This window comes from Pseudomonas sp. BS3782 TE3695, from assembly GCF_050435305.1.
Taxonomy (GTDB): domain Bacteria; phylum Pseudomonadota; class Gammaproteobacteria; order Pseudomonadales; family Pseudomonadaceae; genus Aquipseudomonas.
Window position 1 is genome coordinate 4,130,570 of the sequence record NZ_JBNDKB010000001.1, and the last position, 14,860, is coordinate 4,145,429.

Annotated in this window: 9 protein-coding genes and 1 tRNA gene; 6 read left to right on the forward strand and 4 right to left on the reverse strand. The window is 60.3% G+C overall.

The window, feature by feature from the left end:
* Positions 1–5: 5 nt before the first annotated feature.
* Both ABH909_RS18600 and ABH909_RS18605 read right to left on the reverse strand, forming a co-directional pair.
* The gene (locus ABH909_RS18600; RefSeq protein ID WP_429435938.1) at positions 6–983 is read right to left on the reverse strand and encodes a thiamine pyrophosphate-dependent dehydrogenase E1 component subunit alpha; all 978 of its coding nucleotides are present in this window, start codon (positions 981–983) and stop codon (positions 6–8) included.
* Positions 984–1,016: 33 nt separating this feature from the next.
* Positions 1,017–2,075 (reverse strand): ATP-NAD kinase family protein, encoded by a 1,059-nt coding sequence (locus ABH909_RS18605; protein WP_429435941.1) that lies wholly within the window; start codon positions 2,073–2,075, stop codon positions 1,017–1,019.
* 358 nt (positions 2,076–2,433) lie between these two features.
* Here ABH909_RS18605 and ABH909_RS18610 point away from each other — a divergent pair, with 358 nt between their 5' ends.
* Together ABH909_RS18610 and ABH909_RS18615 are read left to right on the forward strand one after the other, a co-directional pair.
* Positions 2,434–4,320 carry a sigma-54-dependent Fis family transcriptional regulator gene (locus ABH909_RS18610; RefSeq protein WP_429435944.1) on the forward strand — a complete coding sequence of 629 codons (1,887 nt, stop codon included), beginning with the start codon at positions 2,434–2,436 and terminating at the stop codon, positions 4,318–4,320.
* A gap of 110 nt (positions 4,321–4,430) precedes the next feature.
* Positions 4,431–6,431 (forward strand): peptidase U32 family protein, encoded by a 2,001-nt coding sequence (locus ABH909_RS18615; protein ID WP_429435946.1) that lies wholly within the window; start codon positions 4,431–4,433, stop codon positions 6,429–6,431.
* A gap of 199 nt (positions 6,432–6,630) precedes the next feature.
* Here the strand turns inward: ABH909_RS18615 and ABH909_RS18620 are convergent.
* Positions 6,631–6,705, reverse strand: a tRNA-Gln gene (locus ABH909_RS18620).
* A gap of 152 nt (positions 6,706–6,857) precedes the next feature.
* On the opposite strand from ABH909_RS18620, the gene ABH909_RS18625 reads away from it, so the two are divergent.
* The 4 genes from ABH909_RS18625 (at position 6,858) to ABH909_RS18640 (ending at position 12,991) form a co-directional block, all read left to right on the forward strand.
* Complete coding sequence (locus tag ABH909_RS18625; RefSeq protein ID WP_429435949.1) at positions 6,858–7,970, forward strand: CapA family protein; 1,113 nt, start codon at positions 6,858–6,860, stop codon at positions 7,968–7,970.
* 334 nt (positions 7,971–8,304) lie between these two features.
* On the forward strand, positions 8,305–10,044 hold the full coding sequence (locus ABH909_RS18630; protein ID WP_429435951.1) for a dipeptidase: 1,740 nt from the start codon (positions 8,305–8,307) through the stop codon (positions 10,042–10,044).
* Between the two features lie 63 nt (positions 10,045–10,107).
* Positions 10,108–10,917 carry a diaminopimelate epimerase gene (gene dapF / locus ABH909_RS18635; RefSeq protein ID WP_429435954.1) on the forward strand — a complete coding sequence of 270 codons (810 nt, stop codon included), beginning with the start codon at positions 10,108–10,110 and terminating at the stop codon, positions 10,915–10,917.
* Between the two features lie 97 nt (positions 10,918–11,014).
* A complete protein-coding gene (locus ABH909_RS18640; protein ID WP_429439976.1) occupies positions 11,015–12,991 on the forward strand; it encodes a preprotein translocase subunit YajC in 1,977 nt (658 codons plus the stop codon).
* A gap of 238 nt (positions 12,992–13,229) precedes the next feature.
* On the opposite strand, the gene ABH909_RS18645 is transcribed toward ABH909_RS18640, so the two are convergent.
* Positions 13,230–14,795 (reverse strand): carbohydrate porin, encoded by a 1,566-nt coding sequence (locus ABH909_RS18645; RefSeq protein WP_429435957.1) that lies wholly within the window; start codon positions 14,793–14,795, stop codon positions 13,230–13,232.
* Positions 14,796–14,860: the final 65 nt, after the last annotated feature.

Genomic DNA, 14,860 nt, shown 5'->3' on the forward strand with positions numbered 1-14,860 from the left:
GGCGTTCAGGGATAGGAAACGTAGACGTCGGTCAGCAGGTCGGCCGCACTCGGCTTGGGGTCGGACTTGGCCTTGCGCACGGCATTTTCGATCAGCAGGTCCACTTCGCTATCGATCTGGTCCAACTGGCTGGCATTAATCAAACCGGTCCTGGTGGTGCGTTCGCGAAACTGCATCAGGCAGTCGTTGTGCTCGCGGAAATACTTGACCTCATCCGGTGCCCGGTAGGTCTGGGCGTCGCCCTCGAAGTGACCGTAGTAGCGGGTCAGCTTGATCTCGATCAGTGACGGTCCTTCACCCGCTCGTGCCCGTTCCACGGCGGCGCCGGCGGCTTCATGAACAGCGAAAAAATCGAAGCCGTCGACGGTGACCCCGGGCATGCCGAAGCCGGCCGCGCGGTCGGCGATGTGATCGCACGCCACAGACCAGTTGGAGGCGGTGGCCTCGGCGTAACCATTATTCTCGGCAACGAACAGGCACGGCAGGTTCCACACCGAAGCCATGTTCATCGCTTCGAACACCGCCCCTTCATTGGAGCCGCCGTCGCCAAAGAACACCACCGCGACGCTGTCCGTACCTTTGAGTTTGGCGGCCAGAGCCGCGCCCACAACCAACGGTGCGCCGGCGCCGACGATGCCGTTGGCGCCGAGCATGCCCTTCTCGAAATCGGCAATGTGCATGGAGCCGCCCTTGCCCTGACAAACCCCGGTTTTCTTGCCGTAGATCTCGGCCATCATCCCGTACACGTCAACGCCCTTGGCGATGCAATGACCGTGGCCACGGTGGTTGGAGGCGATGCAATCATCATCCCCCAGGTGAGCCATGACACCGGCGGCCGAGGCCTCTTCACCGGCATAAAGATGGACGAAACCGGGAATCTCGCCGGTGGCGAACTCCACGTGCAAGCGCTCTTCAAAGACGCGGATGGTGCGCATCACCCGATAGGCATGCAGTAATTGATCAGCGGTCAGCTGTGTCGACATTTTTATTCTCCAGGGTGTCTTGAGGCTCAGGTTTCAAGGTGCAAGGTTCAAAGGGTGTTGCGGATGTTCACGGCCAATGGCCAGCAGCCGCTCTCGCGCTGCATAGGCCAGCGCCGCATTGACATCGATGCTCAGCGGACCGCCGGCATCGAGGGTAACGGTGGGGAAGTCATGGGCGTTGAATTCGATTTCCCGTTCGCCATCCAGGGCCAGGGTGCCGCTGGTCAGGCACAGACGATGGGCAACGCCGGGTTCAAGGCTGGCGGCGGCGAGCACGCCGCAGCCTTGCAACAGGCCGGGCGCCAGTGGCACCAGCAACGCTTCGCAAGAGTGCGGATCAAGGCGCATCCAGGCGCCATTGGGGGCTTGGCGCGATACCGGAAACCACAAGCCACAGAGCGCTGAAAGGCCAATGGACTGAGGTTCGGCGAACGTTACAAACACCTCCGCCAGATCGATCCCACGGCTGATGGCGCGGGCGCCGGTAAAGGGCAGCGAGGACACCGCCACGTCCACCAGGGCCACTTCGCACAGGTCGCGGTTCGCAATCCGCACCAACAAGCGCTTATTACGGCGCAAAGCGATTTCGGGTGGAATCCGCCCGCTGGCGAATAACCCGCCGGCCAGCCCGGCACTGGTGGCCTCACGCAGTTCCGGGAAGGCATTGTTGGTTCCCGTCGACAGCGTCAGCAGTGGAATGTCGCCGACTTCTGCTGCCACCGCTTTGTGGGTGCCGTCACCGCCGAGTACGGCAATCAGCGACACGCCGCGTTCAGCCATCCAGCGCGCAGCTTGGCGAGTGTCCGCCACGCTCTGGCGCAAGGTAAGGTCGAGGAACTCCAGGATGGGCCAGTAGCTGTCGCGCGCCTGGCGACCATGACTGTTCTTCAATACCGCAGCGGCGATGCCGGTCATGTCGGTGGGCATCAGCACCCGCTCGACACCGGTGGCACCAAAAGCTGCCAGCAGCCGCTGGATCACCGAGACCTTGTCGGTGCTGGAAAACAACCCGGCATTCGCCGTCAGGCGCCGTACATCCCGGCCGGACGCCGGGTTGGCAATGATGCCGACGGTCAATGGCAAGCGACTCATGCCAGCACCACAGGTAGAACAGGGAAAAGGCCTCGGCAGGAGGACATAGGGCACCTCTTTTTATTATCGGGTTGGCAGCGCACTGGTTGCAGGGGCTACGTTTCAGGGCTAGAGCAAGGCCGGTGCCAGGTTCGCAAAAAAGCGCCAGGAGGCCTGTTCCAGAGCGGCTACGACCTGAGTTCCTGAGGGTTTGGATTACGCTCGATTGAGACGTCCCATGTCAGCCCGCAGGGGTACGTGGTGAGACCTTGAGACGTTGCGTCTCACCATCGCCGTGAGTGAACCGATGCTTGTCGAGCGTCCGTGAACGGCGCTTAATGGCCGCACAACTAAAAGAACATCGAACCGGAGACCTTAAATGCTTTCCGCCCACTCGAAGGCGCATGTGGATTGCGTCAGCCGTGTTTTGAAGAACGCAGCGCACCTGCCGCAACTGCCTGTGCCGGACTTGATATTGGACTCCTGGCGCCGCTCCATGGAGCAACACCACCTGGACCCCGGCTCATTACAAGGGCCACGAATCCTTTCGCAAAACGTGCTGCAGGAGTGTCAAGAACGCTCCGAACTGTTCCTGCGCATCGCCAGCGAAGAAGTCGCCCGCCTCCATGGTCGCGTGCGCGATGCCGACTACTGCGTGTTGCTGACCGATGCCCAGGGCCAGACCATCGACTACCGCGTGGAAAGCACTATCCGAAATGACTGCCGCAAAGCCGGCCTGTACCTGGGCACCTGCTGGTCAGAAGGTGAAGAAGGCACCTGTGGCGTGGCTGCGGTGCTGACCGCACGCACACCGGTCACGGTGCATAAGCGAGATCACTTCCGCGCCGCTTTTATCGGGCTCACCTGTTCTGCCGCGCCCGTCTTCGACCCTCGGGGCGAACTGCTCGGCGTGCTTGATGTGTCCGCGGTGCGCTCTGCGGACGACCGCCGTTCGCAACACCTGATCCGGCAAATGGTGGTGCAGAGCGCGCGGGAAATAGAACAGGCTTTTTTCATGAGCAGTGCCCAGGGCTACTGGGTGCTGCGGGCTCACAACAGCCCCGGCTACGTCGACAGCCAACCCGATTACCTGCTCGCCTGGGACGATGACGGCCGACTGCAGGCGCTGAACCCCGCGGCGCGACAGTGGTTGTCGCACAGCTTTGGTCAACTGCCGGAACACATCGACCAAGTGTTCGATCAGCAAGTACTACATCGGGCAAGGGACGAATCGCTTTGCCTGTTTCATGGCCAAGGTGACCGTCATGCCTTGCATGGACGACTCAACGCGCCACGGCGGGTCAAACGCACCCCAGCGCGTCGGGTACTGTCACCCGCCGAACTCGACCCGCGACTGGAAGAAAGCCTGCGCCTTGCGGTACGGGTCAAAGACCGCAACTTACCGGTGCTGGTCCAGGGGGAAACCGGTTCTGGCAAGGAAGTCTTCGCCCGCCAGCTGCATCAGGCCAGCCTGCGCCGTGAGCGACCTTTTATCGCGGTGAACTGCGCAGCGATTCCCGAAAATCTGATCGAAAGTGAGCTGTTTGGTTATGTCGCCGGCGCCTTCACCGGTGCATCGAGTAAAGGCATGCAAGGGCTGCTTGAACAGGCCGATGGCGGCACTCTGTTTCTCGATGAAATCGGTGACATGCCCCTGCCCCTGCAAACCCGCCTGTTGCGGGTTTTAGCCGAGGGCGAAGTGGCGCCCCTCGGAGCATCACGGAGCAAAGCGATCGACATTCAGGTCGTCTGCGCGAGCCACCGCGATCTGGAAGCGCTGGTGACCTCTGGCGAGTTTCGCGAGGACCTGTACTTTCGCCTCAGAGGTGCGCGATTCCAGTTACCGCCGTTGCGCGAACGCAGTGATCGGCTGGCCTTGATCAACCGGATACTCGAAGAAGAATCGTCGGCCTGTGGGATAGCGGTGCAACTGGGAAGCGCCGCGCTGGAATGCCTGCTCGGCTATCGCTGGCCGGGAAATGTGCGCGAACTGCGGCACGTGCTGCGTTACGCCTGTGCGGTGTGCGAGACCCATTTGATTCTGTTGAGTGACTTGCCTGAGCAGCTGCTCGGCCATCGCATCAATGATCCGGCTTCAGCTGACACCGTGGAACGCTGCGCCAGTCCGGAACGCCAGGCACTGATCGATGCCCTCGTGCGTCATCGCTGGAAACCCACCGCCGCGGCCAAGGCCTTGGGCATCTCACGGGCAACGCTGTATCGACGGGTGCATCAACATGACATCGACATGCCTGGCAGAGGCTGACCACAGTTTCATTTGGCTGCCGCTCGTCAGCGGAGGGGCCTGTGGGTGCCGATCAAACATTTCGCCGCTACAATGCGCACCTCGACCGTGACAAGCCCGACTAAAAAAATATGTCCCTGCCCAAACATCATCTGGAACTGCTCAGCCCTGCCCGCGATGTGGCCATCGCCCGCGAGGCCATTCTGCATGGCGCCGACGCCGTGTACATCGGGGGCCCGAGCTTTGGTGCCCGCCACAACGCCTGTAACGAGGTGAGCGATATCGCCCAATTGGTGGAATTCGCCCGTCGCTACCACGCCCGGGTGTTCACCACCATCAACACGATCCTGCACGACAACGAGTTGGAGCCGGCCCGCAAGCTGATCCACCAGTTGTACGACGCCGGCGTCGACGCGCTAATCGTTCAGGACCTGGGCGTGATGGAACTGGACATCCCGCCGATCGAGCTGCACGCCAGCACCCAGACCGACATCCGCACCCTGGCGCGGGCGAAGTTCCTCGACCAGGCCGGCTTCTCCCAACTGGTACTGGCCCGCGAGCTGAACCTGCAGGAGATCCGCGCGATCGCCGACGAAACCGATGCGGCGATCGAATTCTTCATCCACGGCGCGCTGTGCGTGGCGTTCTCCGGCCAGTGCAACATCTCCCACGCGCAGACCGGCCGCAGCGCCAACCGAGGCGACTGTTCCCAGGCTTGCCGCTTGCCGTACACCCTCAAGGACGAAAAAGGCGGTGTCATCGCTTACGAAAAACACTTGCTGTCGATGAAGGACAACAACCAGAGCGCCAACATCCGCGCGCTGGTGGAAGCCGGCGTGCGCTCGTTCAAGATCGAGGGTCGCTACAAAGACATGGGCTATGTGAAGAACATCACCGCCTGGTATCGCCAGCGCCTGGACGATGTCCTCGAAGAGCGCCCGGACCTGGCCCGCGCGTCCAGCGGCCGCACCGCGCACTTCTTCGTGCCCGATCCGGACAAAACCTTCCACCGTGGCAGCACCGACTACTTCGTCAGCGACCGCAAGATCGACATCGGCGCTTTCGACACACCGACCTTCACCGGCCTGCCAGTGGGCATCGTGGAGAAAGTCGGCAAACGCGATCTGCTGGTGGTCACCCACGAACCGCTGTCCAATGGCGACGGCCTCAATGTGCTGGTCAAGCGTGAAGTCGTGGGCTGGCGTACCAACATCGCCGAGCCGAAGGGCGAGTTCGAAGAGGACGGGGAAAAGCGCTACCGCTATCGTGTGGAGCCCAATGAGATGCCCAAGGGGTTGCACCAGTTGCGGCCGAATCACCCGCTGAGCCGCAACCTCGACCACAACTGGCACCAAGCCCTGCTCAAGACCTCCGCCGAGCGCCGGGTCGGTGTTGCCTGGGTCGCTCGCCTGCGTGAAGATCGCCTGGAACTGACGGCCACCAGCGAGGAAGCTGTCAGCGTCAGTGTCGCCCTGGACGGTCCATTCGGTCTGGCCAACAAGCCGGAGCAGGCGCTGGAGCAATTGCACGACCTGCTCGGCCAACTGGGTACTACTCAGTACCACGCCACGGCTATCAAACTGGATGCACCGCAGGCGTATTTCATTCCCAACTCGCAGCTCAAGTCCTTGCGCCGCGAAGTCATCGAAGCGCTGACCGCGGCCCGCATCAAAGCCCACCCTCGTGGTAGTCGCAAGGCCGAGACCGAGCCGCCACCGGTGTATCCGGAGTCGCATCTGTCGTTCCTGGCCAACGTCTATAACCAGAAAGCCCGCGACTTCTATCATCGCCACGGCGTCAAGCTGATCGACGCGGCCTATGAGGCTCACGAGGAGACCGGCGAGGTGCCGGTGATGATCACCAAGCACTGCCTGCGTTTCTCCTTCAACCTCTGCCCCAAGCAGGCCAAGGGCGTCACCGGCGTGCGTACCAAAGTCGCGCCGATGCAATTGGTGCATGGTGATGAGGTGCTGACGCTGAAATTCGACTGCAAGCCTTGCGAAATGCACGTGATCGGCAAGATGAAGGGGCACATCCTTGACTTGCCGCAACCGGGCAGCGGGGTACAGCCGGTCGTCGGCTACATCAGCCCCGAGGAACTGCTCAAGACCATCCCTCGCGCGCCCCACTGAGTGACTGGCGAGCGCGCCGCTACGGCGCCGCGCTCGCTGCACTCGCAAGACGGCTGAACGTCAAAGACGTCACCCAGAGGGATTTGCAGGCATAAAAAAACGCCAGGCCGGATCGGCGTTGGCGTTTTCTGTAAGACGACTCTCCAGGACTCCCGCACTGCCTGTCGGCGGGGCCATACTTGGATGAGTATCAGGAAAATGGCAGGGGCGGCTGGATTCGAACCAACGCATGGCAGGATCAAAACCTGCTGCCTTACCGCTTGGCGACGCCCCTGTATCTGTAGCGAGTGCCCTTGCGCTACAAGCCCTGTAAGGGCCGCTGCAAGAACGGGCGGCAATTTATCAACTTTCTCTTCGTCTGGGAAGGCCAATACAAAAATATATTTGTTTTAAAACAGATGCTTACTCTTGATGCTGGAGGGTGCCATGGCGGCTGATACCGATTCACTGAAGCTGTTTCTCGCCGGCGATGTCATGACCGCCCGTGGCATCGACGCAGTATTGCCACATCCTGGCGATCCGCAGCTTTACGAGGACTACGTCAAGAATGCCGGCGTTTATGTCCGGCTGGCGGAAAGACTCAATGGCCCGATTCCCCTCCCCGTCGATTTCACCTATGTCTGGGGCACTGCGCTGGATGAGTTCGAACGTCGCCAGCCACACGCACGCATCATCAATCTGGAAACCGCGGTGTCGCGCCGCGGACGACCGGCGCCAAAAGGCATCAATTACCGCATGACCCCGGAGAACTTCCCGGCCATTAGCGCCGCCGGCATCGACTGCTGCGTGCTGGCCAACAACCATGTGTTGGACTGGGGAGCAACCGGCCTGGCCGATACGCTGGAGACCTTGTCGATCAACGGCGTGTGCAGTGCCGGCGCCGGGCACAACCGGCAAGCGGCCGAAGCGCCCGCGGTGCTGCCGCAGCCTGGCGGGCGACGCTTGCTGGTGTATGGCCTCGGCGCACCTGACAGCGGCATTCCGTCGGACTGGGCCGCCACAGACAGGCGCGCGGGTGTCGCGCGCCTGGAAGATCTGTCGATGCGCAGCCTGCGCCCTGTGGCCGAACGGATACTTCAGGACAAAAAACCGCGGGACCTGGTAATCGTCTCCATTCATTGGGGCGGCAACTGGGGATTCGATATCCCGCACGAGCAGGTCCGGTTCGCCCATGCCTTGATCGACGAAGGCGGAGTTGACGTCGTGCATGGGCATTCCTCGCACCACATCAAGGGCATCGAGGTGTATCGCGAACGCCTGATTCTCTATGGCTGCGGTGATCTGCTGAACGATTACGAAGGCATCGAGGGTCACACAGCCTTTCGCGGCGACCTGGGGCTTCTGTACTTTGCCTCGCTGGACCCGAACGGGCACCTACAGTCGCTGGACCTGATCCCCACTCACTTGCGTGGCTTTCGCATCTGTCGCGCCGAAGGGGATGACTGTCAATGGCTGCACGACACCCTTTCTCGCGAGTACGCACGCTTGGGCAGCAGCATTCAGTCGGGCGCAAAAAATGCCTTCGAGTTGCGTTGGTAGAACCCTACTTTTGTGGCGAGCGAGCTTGCTCGCGCTGGGCTGCGGAGCGGCCCCAAAAATCTGACAACAATCGCCGATTTTTGTGAGTGCTACGCACTCAAGCGGGAGCAAGCTCCCTCGCCACGGGTTCTCTACTGACTCAAGACTTTCTTAAATGAACAGCCTAGGGAACCTTCCCGTTTTTTTTCGTTTCTGCGTCGCTTTTGCATTTTTGTGCGACAGATCCCACTCCAGGGACTCCCGTACCACTGCTTTGTGGTGTTAGTTTGGAAACGTTTCTGACTCATCGACCAGATATTTCTTACAACCTGCCTGCAAAGGAATGCCCCTAACAATGGATTTTTCACTCAAGCACTTGGCCGCGACAACCCTGATGCTGGCCAGCCTTTCGTCGTTCACCACGTCAGCGCACGCCAACATCACCCCGCAACAGAGCGCGACCATCCTCAAGACGTTCAGTGACACTTCCGTCGCCGATTTCAGGCAATTCCTGGGACGCCTGGCCAAGAGCGACCTTGCCCACGCCAGCGACCTCGGCCCGGCGATCAGTGCCTTTCAGGGCAACAAGCCGCTTACCGCTGAACAACAGAACGAGATCCATCGCCTGCTTGGCCTCTATGCACGGGTGAAATACGGCAACGCTGCCACCGAGACTCTGCGCGAGCTGGTGGCAATCCCGACCTTCCGCGTGGACGGCGTTGCCCAGCACGACAATCCCGAATTCATCAAGATCGCCGACAAGCTCAAAGGCCTTGCCCAAGCGTTCAACCTGAGTTTTCGCAACATTGACAACCGCGTCTATGAAATCTCCCTCGCAGGCAATGGCGACGAAGTCGTAGGCATTCACGCGCATGCCGATGTGGTGCCCGTGACGCCGGAGAACTGGGTCCTGAAAGACGGCACCCGACTCGACCCGTTCAAGGTCACCCTGGTCGGTGACCGCCTGTATGGCCGGGGCACCGAGGATGACAAGAACGGTATCGTGGTGGCGCTCTACGCCATGAAGATCATCAAGGAAGAGAAGCTGCCGCTGGCGAGGAATTTCAAGCTGCTGGTAGACACCACCGAAGAAACCACCGGCGACGCCATCCCCTATTACTTCGAACACAACCCGACGCCCAACTACAACCTGGCGCTGGATGGCGGCTACCCGGTGGTGATTGCCGAGAAAGGCTACGGCACCGTCATGGCCAGTTTTCCTCGTCGCGCCGCAGAGGGTAAAGGCGCCGAAATCGTTGCAATGACGGGCGGCCTGGCAACCAACCAGATTCCATCGACGTCGGTCGCCACCCTGGTAACCGACAAGCCCGCTGAATTGGCTGCCAGCCTGCAAAAGGCAGGTAGCGATTATGCCAAGCGCAATGGCGGCAACTTCGAGGTGAGCGCCAAGGTCGTCGGCAAGGACGTCAAACTGACGGTCACCGGCGTTTCTGCCCACTCCTCCGAGCCCGAGTCAGGTGTCAATCCGGTGGCAAGGATGCTGAACTTCATCAACAGCCTCGACGGGAAGGTCGCGCTCAAGCACAACCACATCACCAATGCCGCTCGCTACGCCGCCGACAATTGGGGTCTGGACTACCTGGGTGGCAAATTAGGGGTCGGCTTTTCCGATGACTTCATGGGACCGCTGACCGCATCCCTGACCTACGTCGGGATGGATGAAAAAACCTTCAAGCTGGCGGTCAACCTGCGGGTGCCCAAAGGCAAATCCCCGGAAGTGCTCAAGACCGAAATCGCCGACAAGCTTGGCATCTGGAGCAAGAAGACCCAGATTACGGCGGCCTTTGACTACTCGATCGCCGAGCCGATGCACCGCAACCCTGAGGGTGAATGGGTCAAAGCCCTGCTGGCCGTGGCCAGCGAAAACCTCGGCATGGAACACAAGTTCGGCACCTCTGCCGGCGCCACATCGGTCCATGAGTTGCCCAATGGCGTGCAATTCGGCCTGGCCAGGCCCGAGGTCAAGTACACCGGCCACAACGACAACGAGTTCAAGACCGTCGACCAGTTCCTGCTGGACCTGCAGATCGTGACCGAAATGTTCGGGCGCATCGGGCAGATGCCGACACTCTGATCCTCCTTTCGGACCCGCTATTGTGGCGGGTCCATTTTTATGCGATTGGGGCAGGATCCTTTTATGTCGCTAAGTTTTCATAAAATGCACGCCAATGGCGATGACTTCGTCATTGTGGACTCGCGAAATTCGGCCAATCCAGTGACAAGCGCCATGGCCCGGCGAATGGGTGATCGGCACCGAGGAATCGGGTTCAATCAGCTCGCGGTGCTGCTCGATTGCGATGATGCCGTTGCGCGCCTGATGTTCTGGAATGCCGATGGTTCCACCCTGGATGCGTGTGGCAGCGCAACGCGGGGCGCCGCGGATAGGCTGATGCGCGAATCAAATACGACGTCGATAACACTGCGAACCAACCGTGGCCTACTCACGTGTGAGCGGACCTCAAGCGGTGCGATTTCCGTCAACATGGGGGAACCGCTTTTCGGCTGGGCGGAAATTCCCCTGGCGCTGGAACTGGATACGGCTGTTTTACCCCTGGCGGGTGGCCCAGCCGCGACCAGTATGGGCAATCCGCACTGCACCTATTTCGTCGATGATCTCACCGCCGTCGATATAGCGACCCTCGGACCGACCATTGAAACCAGCCCTCTTTTCCCCCTCAAGACGAATGTGCATTTCGTCCAGATCATTCATCGAAAGCACATTCGATTGCGTATCTGGGAGCGCGGAGGCGGGATTCCACTCGGTTCAGGTTCCTGCTCTTGTGGCGCCGCCGTTAACGGCATTCGTCGTGGTTTGCTAGACCATTGCGTTGAGGTTGAATGTGATGGCGGCACCGTAACGGTTCAATGGGATGGCGTGGGACCTGTCTTTCTCATCGGGCCGGTAGAAACGACGTTTTCGGGAACCGTTCACGACAGCATCTCCTGAATCGGCAGCCATCGCGTAACTGACCTATTCTGAATCGACCGACAAAAGATCACCCTTTTGAGGTACCTGAACTCGTTACAGCAATGGAGGCTGGATGATGAAGGAGCATTCGATTGAATTTCGCGCTGGAGAGGTGCATACGCCGCACACTCCGCCCCTCGCCATGACCCGTTCCACCCAATCTCCCACGCTCAATAGCCGAATCGAGCTTTACACCCAGGAGGCGATGGTCAACTGGCTGGGCCCGTTGCAGCTGATGCGCACGGGCTTGCAAACGGCTGTCGCCACCACGATGGGAGCCTTCGCAGACCCGCGCGAAGTGTTGGCGATGCTCAACCCCCGGGACTCTAACCCGCCCATCCAGGTGGTTGCCGACGGTGACGTGTGGGTCGATTATCTGGCCGATACCGGCGATGGCTGGGACTCCACCTACTCGATGGCGCTGTGTGTCAGCCATGCTGTCGAGTTGCCGGAACACCAGCTCTCATTACCGCGCGGCGACGTGCTGCTGCTCGGCGGCGATCAGGTCTATCCCACACCGGCCGGTAACGGGTATCGCACTCGTTTCCTCGATCCCTTCCGCGCCGCATTTCCCGCGCCGGTACCCAAGGAACGACCTGATGACCAGGCCCAGCCCGTAAGGCAGCCGGGGGCGCCGTGGATATTGGCGACGCCCGGCAACCACGATTGGTATGACGGTCTGCGCGGTTTCTCCCAGCTGTTTTGCGAGCAGAAGCCCATCGGCGCCTGGGACACCCGCCAGCGCACTGGTTACTACGTGCTGCAGTTGCCCAATGGCTGGTGGGTCTGGGGCCTGGATCTGCAGTTTGAATCCATGATCGACCGCCAGCAGAAGCAATACTTCCAGCAGATGCACGCCAAATTGCAACCAGGCGATCGCGTGATCCTCTGCACACCCGAGCCGAGTTGGGTGGACGAGGCCGAACGGCTGGCACGGGAGGACAGCAAGGCCTTGCCCTCGATCGAAACCCAGACGCCGCGCTTTCGCAGCCTGCGCGAGATCGAGGAACTCTTGGGTGACCACCTTGCGGTGGTTCTGGCCGGCGACTCACACCATTACGCGCGCTATCAGCCAAAAGCGGGCACCCCGGCGCCGCAGCGCATCACCTGTGGAGGCGGCGGCGCCTTCTTGAATGCCACCCATCACCTTCCCGATCCGCCCAAGCCGATCAACGTGGGCGGAACCCGCCAGCACTACGAACTGGCGGCGGTCTACCCGACCAAAAAGACCTCCGAGCAACTGCGTAACCGGGCATGGCGACTGCCTACCCGCAATTTCTCGTTCTGCGCCATGCTGGCCATCTTGTATCTGATGTTCGACTGGATGGTACAAAGCGCCAGCACGGTGCCCCACCTGGCACGAGGCAACCGCAGCCTGATGGACGTGTTGTCCGACCTCCAGGCGTCTATTCCCAACATCAGCGAAGTCTGGCGACATCTGCTCCTGGTCTTGTCACACAGTCCTTCGTCGGTGATGTTCGCCGTGATCATCGTGCTGGGTTGCGCCGTGTTCTCAGCCGCCGGGGTCAAGCGCACCCGAAAGCTCGCCTATGCCATTGGGGCTGTTCACGGGCTCCTTCATCTGGGACTGGCGATCGGGCTGCTGTGGCTGATGGGCCGTGTCAACATCCACTACCTGCAGTTGGAGGTTGAAAACCTGCACCAGGTTGTGTTGTTCCTGGCCGAAACGCTGGTGCTCGGCGGCAGTTTGGGAGGCCTGTTGTTCGGTGCCTGGATGGTGATGGGCAACACTTTCTGGGGGCTACATAGCGAGGCAGTTTTTTCCTCGCAGTGCATCGCCGACCACAAATGCTTCCTGCGTATGCACTTCAAAGGCGACCAACTGACCATTTACCCACTCAAGCTGGAGAAGGTCTGCCGGCGCTGGTCCCTGGGATCGGGAGTCGCCAAACTGGCGAAGGTGCAGCGCACCTGGAGGTTGCGGGCAACGCCTGAAAGCACTGGCCCGCGCTTCGTGCCAGCCTCGGGGGCGCTCGAACTGCAACTGATCGAGCCGCCGATCGTGATTCAACGTGGAAAAACCGCCTCATGAACGCTTCGTAGGCGTCAGGCTTGCCGGCGAAGGCGCTTTCAAAGACGCCTTTACCGGCAAGCCTTCAATGCCAGTCAGTTAAGGCGCGGAACCTGTGGGAGCGGGCTTGCTCGCGAAAGCGGCGTATCAGGCGACATCAATGTTGACTGTGCCGCCGAGCAAGCCCGCTCCCACATGGATTGCGCTTAACTGACTGGCATTGTCGGCAAGCCTGGCGCCTACACAGATGAAGCCGACATCAGAACCAGGTTTCCATCTGTATGCCGTACTGCCATACACCGCCGGCGTTGAAGTCCGACTTGCCGAAGTTGTCTGTGGAACTGTATCCGTCCAGATCCGAAGACCAGTTCATCAGGCTGGCGAATACTCGCAATTCAGGGCGTGTGAGCAGGTCTCCAACGTCAGGTTTGAATGTCGGGGCAATCGTGAATTTCCAGAAGTTGCCGTCGACTGCATTACGCTGCATGTAGCCCTTGGGGTCGAGGTCCATGGTTTGCCAGCTCATCTCGTAGGCCATCTCGAAATTGCTGTTGATTTCATTGGCCAACCGCATGTTCAACGTCATCCAGCGGTAGTCGTCACCCTTGACGTATCTGTCCTTGCTTTGTTCGGCCAGCAAACTGGGGCCTATGCGCCAGCCGGGGGCAATGGGCGTCTCGCCGTATAGCGCCAGACGCAGCGCACGGGCATCGTCGATCAGCTCACCATCCGCACCGATGTTCTTGACCTCTGCCCCCAGGCCTTGCCCGTAGAGCAGCGCCGTTTTAAAGAAGCCTTCGCGGCCGAAAAAGTCTTTCTGGTGATTGGCCAGCATGCTGTGCAAGCCGGAATCCGCAGGCGTCAGGCCCGCTTCATTGGTGCGAGTGGCAAAGTCGTTTTTCTTTGAGCCAATGCCATTGAACATCCACTGCCACTGACCATCATCGAAGAACTGGTTGGAGGTCAGGATGTAGCTTTCCACATCGGCATTGACACCGCCCTCACTGAAATCCCCATAGTTACGCCCCATCAAGGAATAATTCGAGCGCCAGTCCTTGTTCATCTGCACATCGTAGATACCACCCCCGGTGCCGGCCAGGAAGACCACGTCCGAGTCCAGCCAATGGATATCGTAGTTGTCTCTGTCGAATCGTTTGCCTGCCCACAGGGTGGAGTTCTCGAACACTGAATTGCCTTTGAAGGCGGCGAGATGATCGAGCTCGGTAAACACCTGACGCACGTTCAAATTGCTCTCGTCGGCGGTCCAGTCGTTGGAACTTTCCACACCGTCGGCGATGGACACGGTGAATTTGGAACGGGTGCCGTTCTGCGCATAGATTTCTTTCGACAGGTCTATGCGCATGTAGGTGTCGTCTTCGTTACCAAGTCGCCCGACGGCACCACCGACTGAACCGGCAGGCGTTGTATAAGGGCCGCCACGACCCCCCCCCAGCCCATCGTTGATCAGCAATCCGGAGCGGGCGTAGCCCTTGAAGCTGAAACCGTCAGTCAGGTGTCCGCTACTGTCTTGCTTTTCCATGCTTTGCTGACGGGCTTCGAGTTTTGCCAGTCGAGTGTCCAAAGTGGGCGCCGCAGTGGCGGCTGCAGTGGATGCCGCCGGCTGCAAGGCGGGAGTCGCCAGTTTGATCTGCTGCAATTCCCTGGCGAGTGCCTGGGTTTGCTGCTCGGCTGCGGCGGCGCGTTTTTCCGCAGCGGCGGCGCGCGCTTCAAACGCGGCCATTCGTTGTTCCAGGGTCGCGGCCTGAGAGGTGGCCGCCGAGGTGCCGAGTACGCCTGCGAGTAGCCAGCTTGATGCTTTCTGCATGGGGGATTTCCTGTTTTGTTTTTATTTTTCTGTCCTGCGACCGGCCTTTTTTTCGTGAATTGTTA

What these genes read in the sequence shown, in the direction of transcription:
- ABH909_RS18600 (WP_429435938.1), bottom strand. Translation starts at nt 983, where the DNA reads ATGTCGACACAGCTGACCGCTGATCAATTACTGCATGCCTATCGGGTG.
- ABH909_RS18605 (WP_429435941.1), bottom strand. Translation starts at nt 2,075, where the DNA reads ATGAGTCGCTTGCCATTGACCGTCGGCATCATTGCCAACCCGGCGTCC.
- ABH909_RS18610 (WP_429435944.1), top strand. Translation starts at nt 2,434, where the DNA reads ATGCTTTCCGCCCACTCGAAGGCGCATGTGGATTGCGTCAGCCGTGTT.
- ABH909_RS18615 (WP_429435946.1), top strand. Translation starts at nt 4,431, where the DNA reads ATGTCCCTGCCCAAACATCATCTGGAACTGCTCAGCCCTGCCCGCGAT.
- ABH909_RS18625 (WP_429435949.1), top strand. Translation starts at nt 6,858, where the DNA reads ATGGCGGCTGATACCGATTCACTGAAGCTGTTTCTCGCCGGCGATGTC.
- ABH909_RS18630 (WP_429435951.1), top strand. Translation starts at nt 8,305, where the DNA reads ATGGATTTTTCACTCAAGCACTTGGCCGCGACAACCCTGATGCTGGCC.
- dapF (WP_429435954.1), top strand. Translation starts at nt 10,108, where the DNA reads ATGTCGCTAAGTTTTCATAAAATGCACGCCAATGGCGATGACTTCGTC.
- ABH909_RS18640 (WP_429439976.1), top strand. Translation starts at nt 11,015, where the DNA reads ATGAAGGAGCATTCGATTGAATTTCGCGCTGGAGAGGTGCATACGCCG.
- ABH909_RS18645 (WP_429435957.1), bottom strand. Translation starts at nt 14,795, where the DNA reads ATGCAGAAAGCATCAAGCTGGCTACTCGCAGGCGTACTCGGCACCTCG.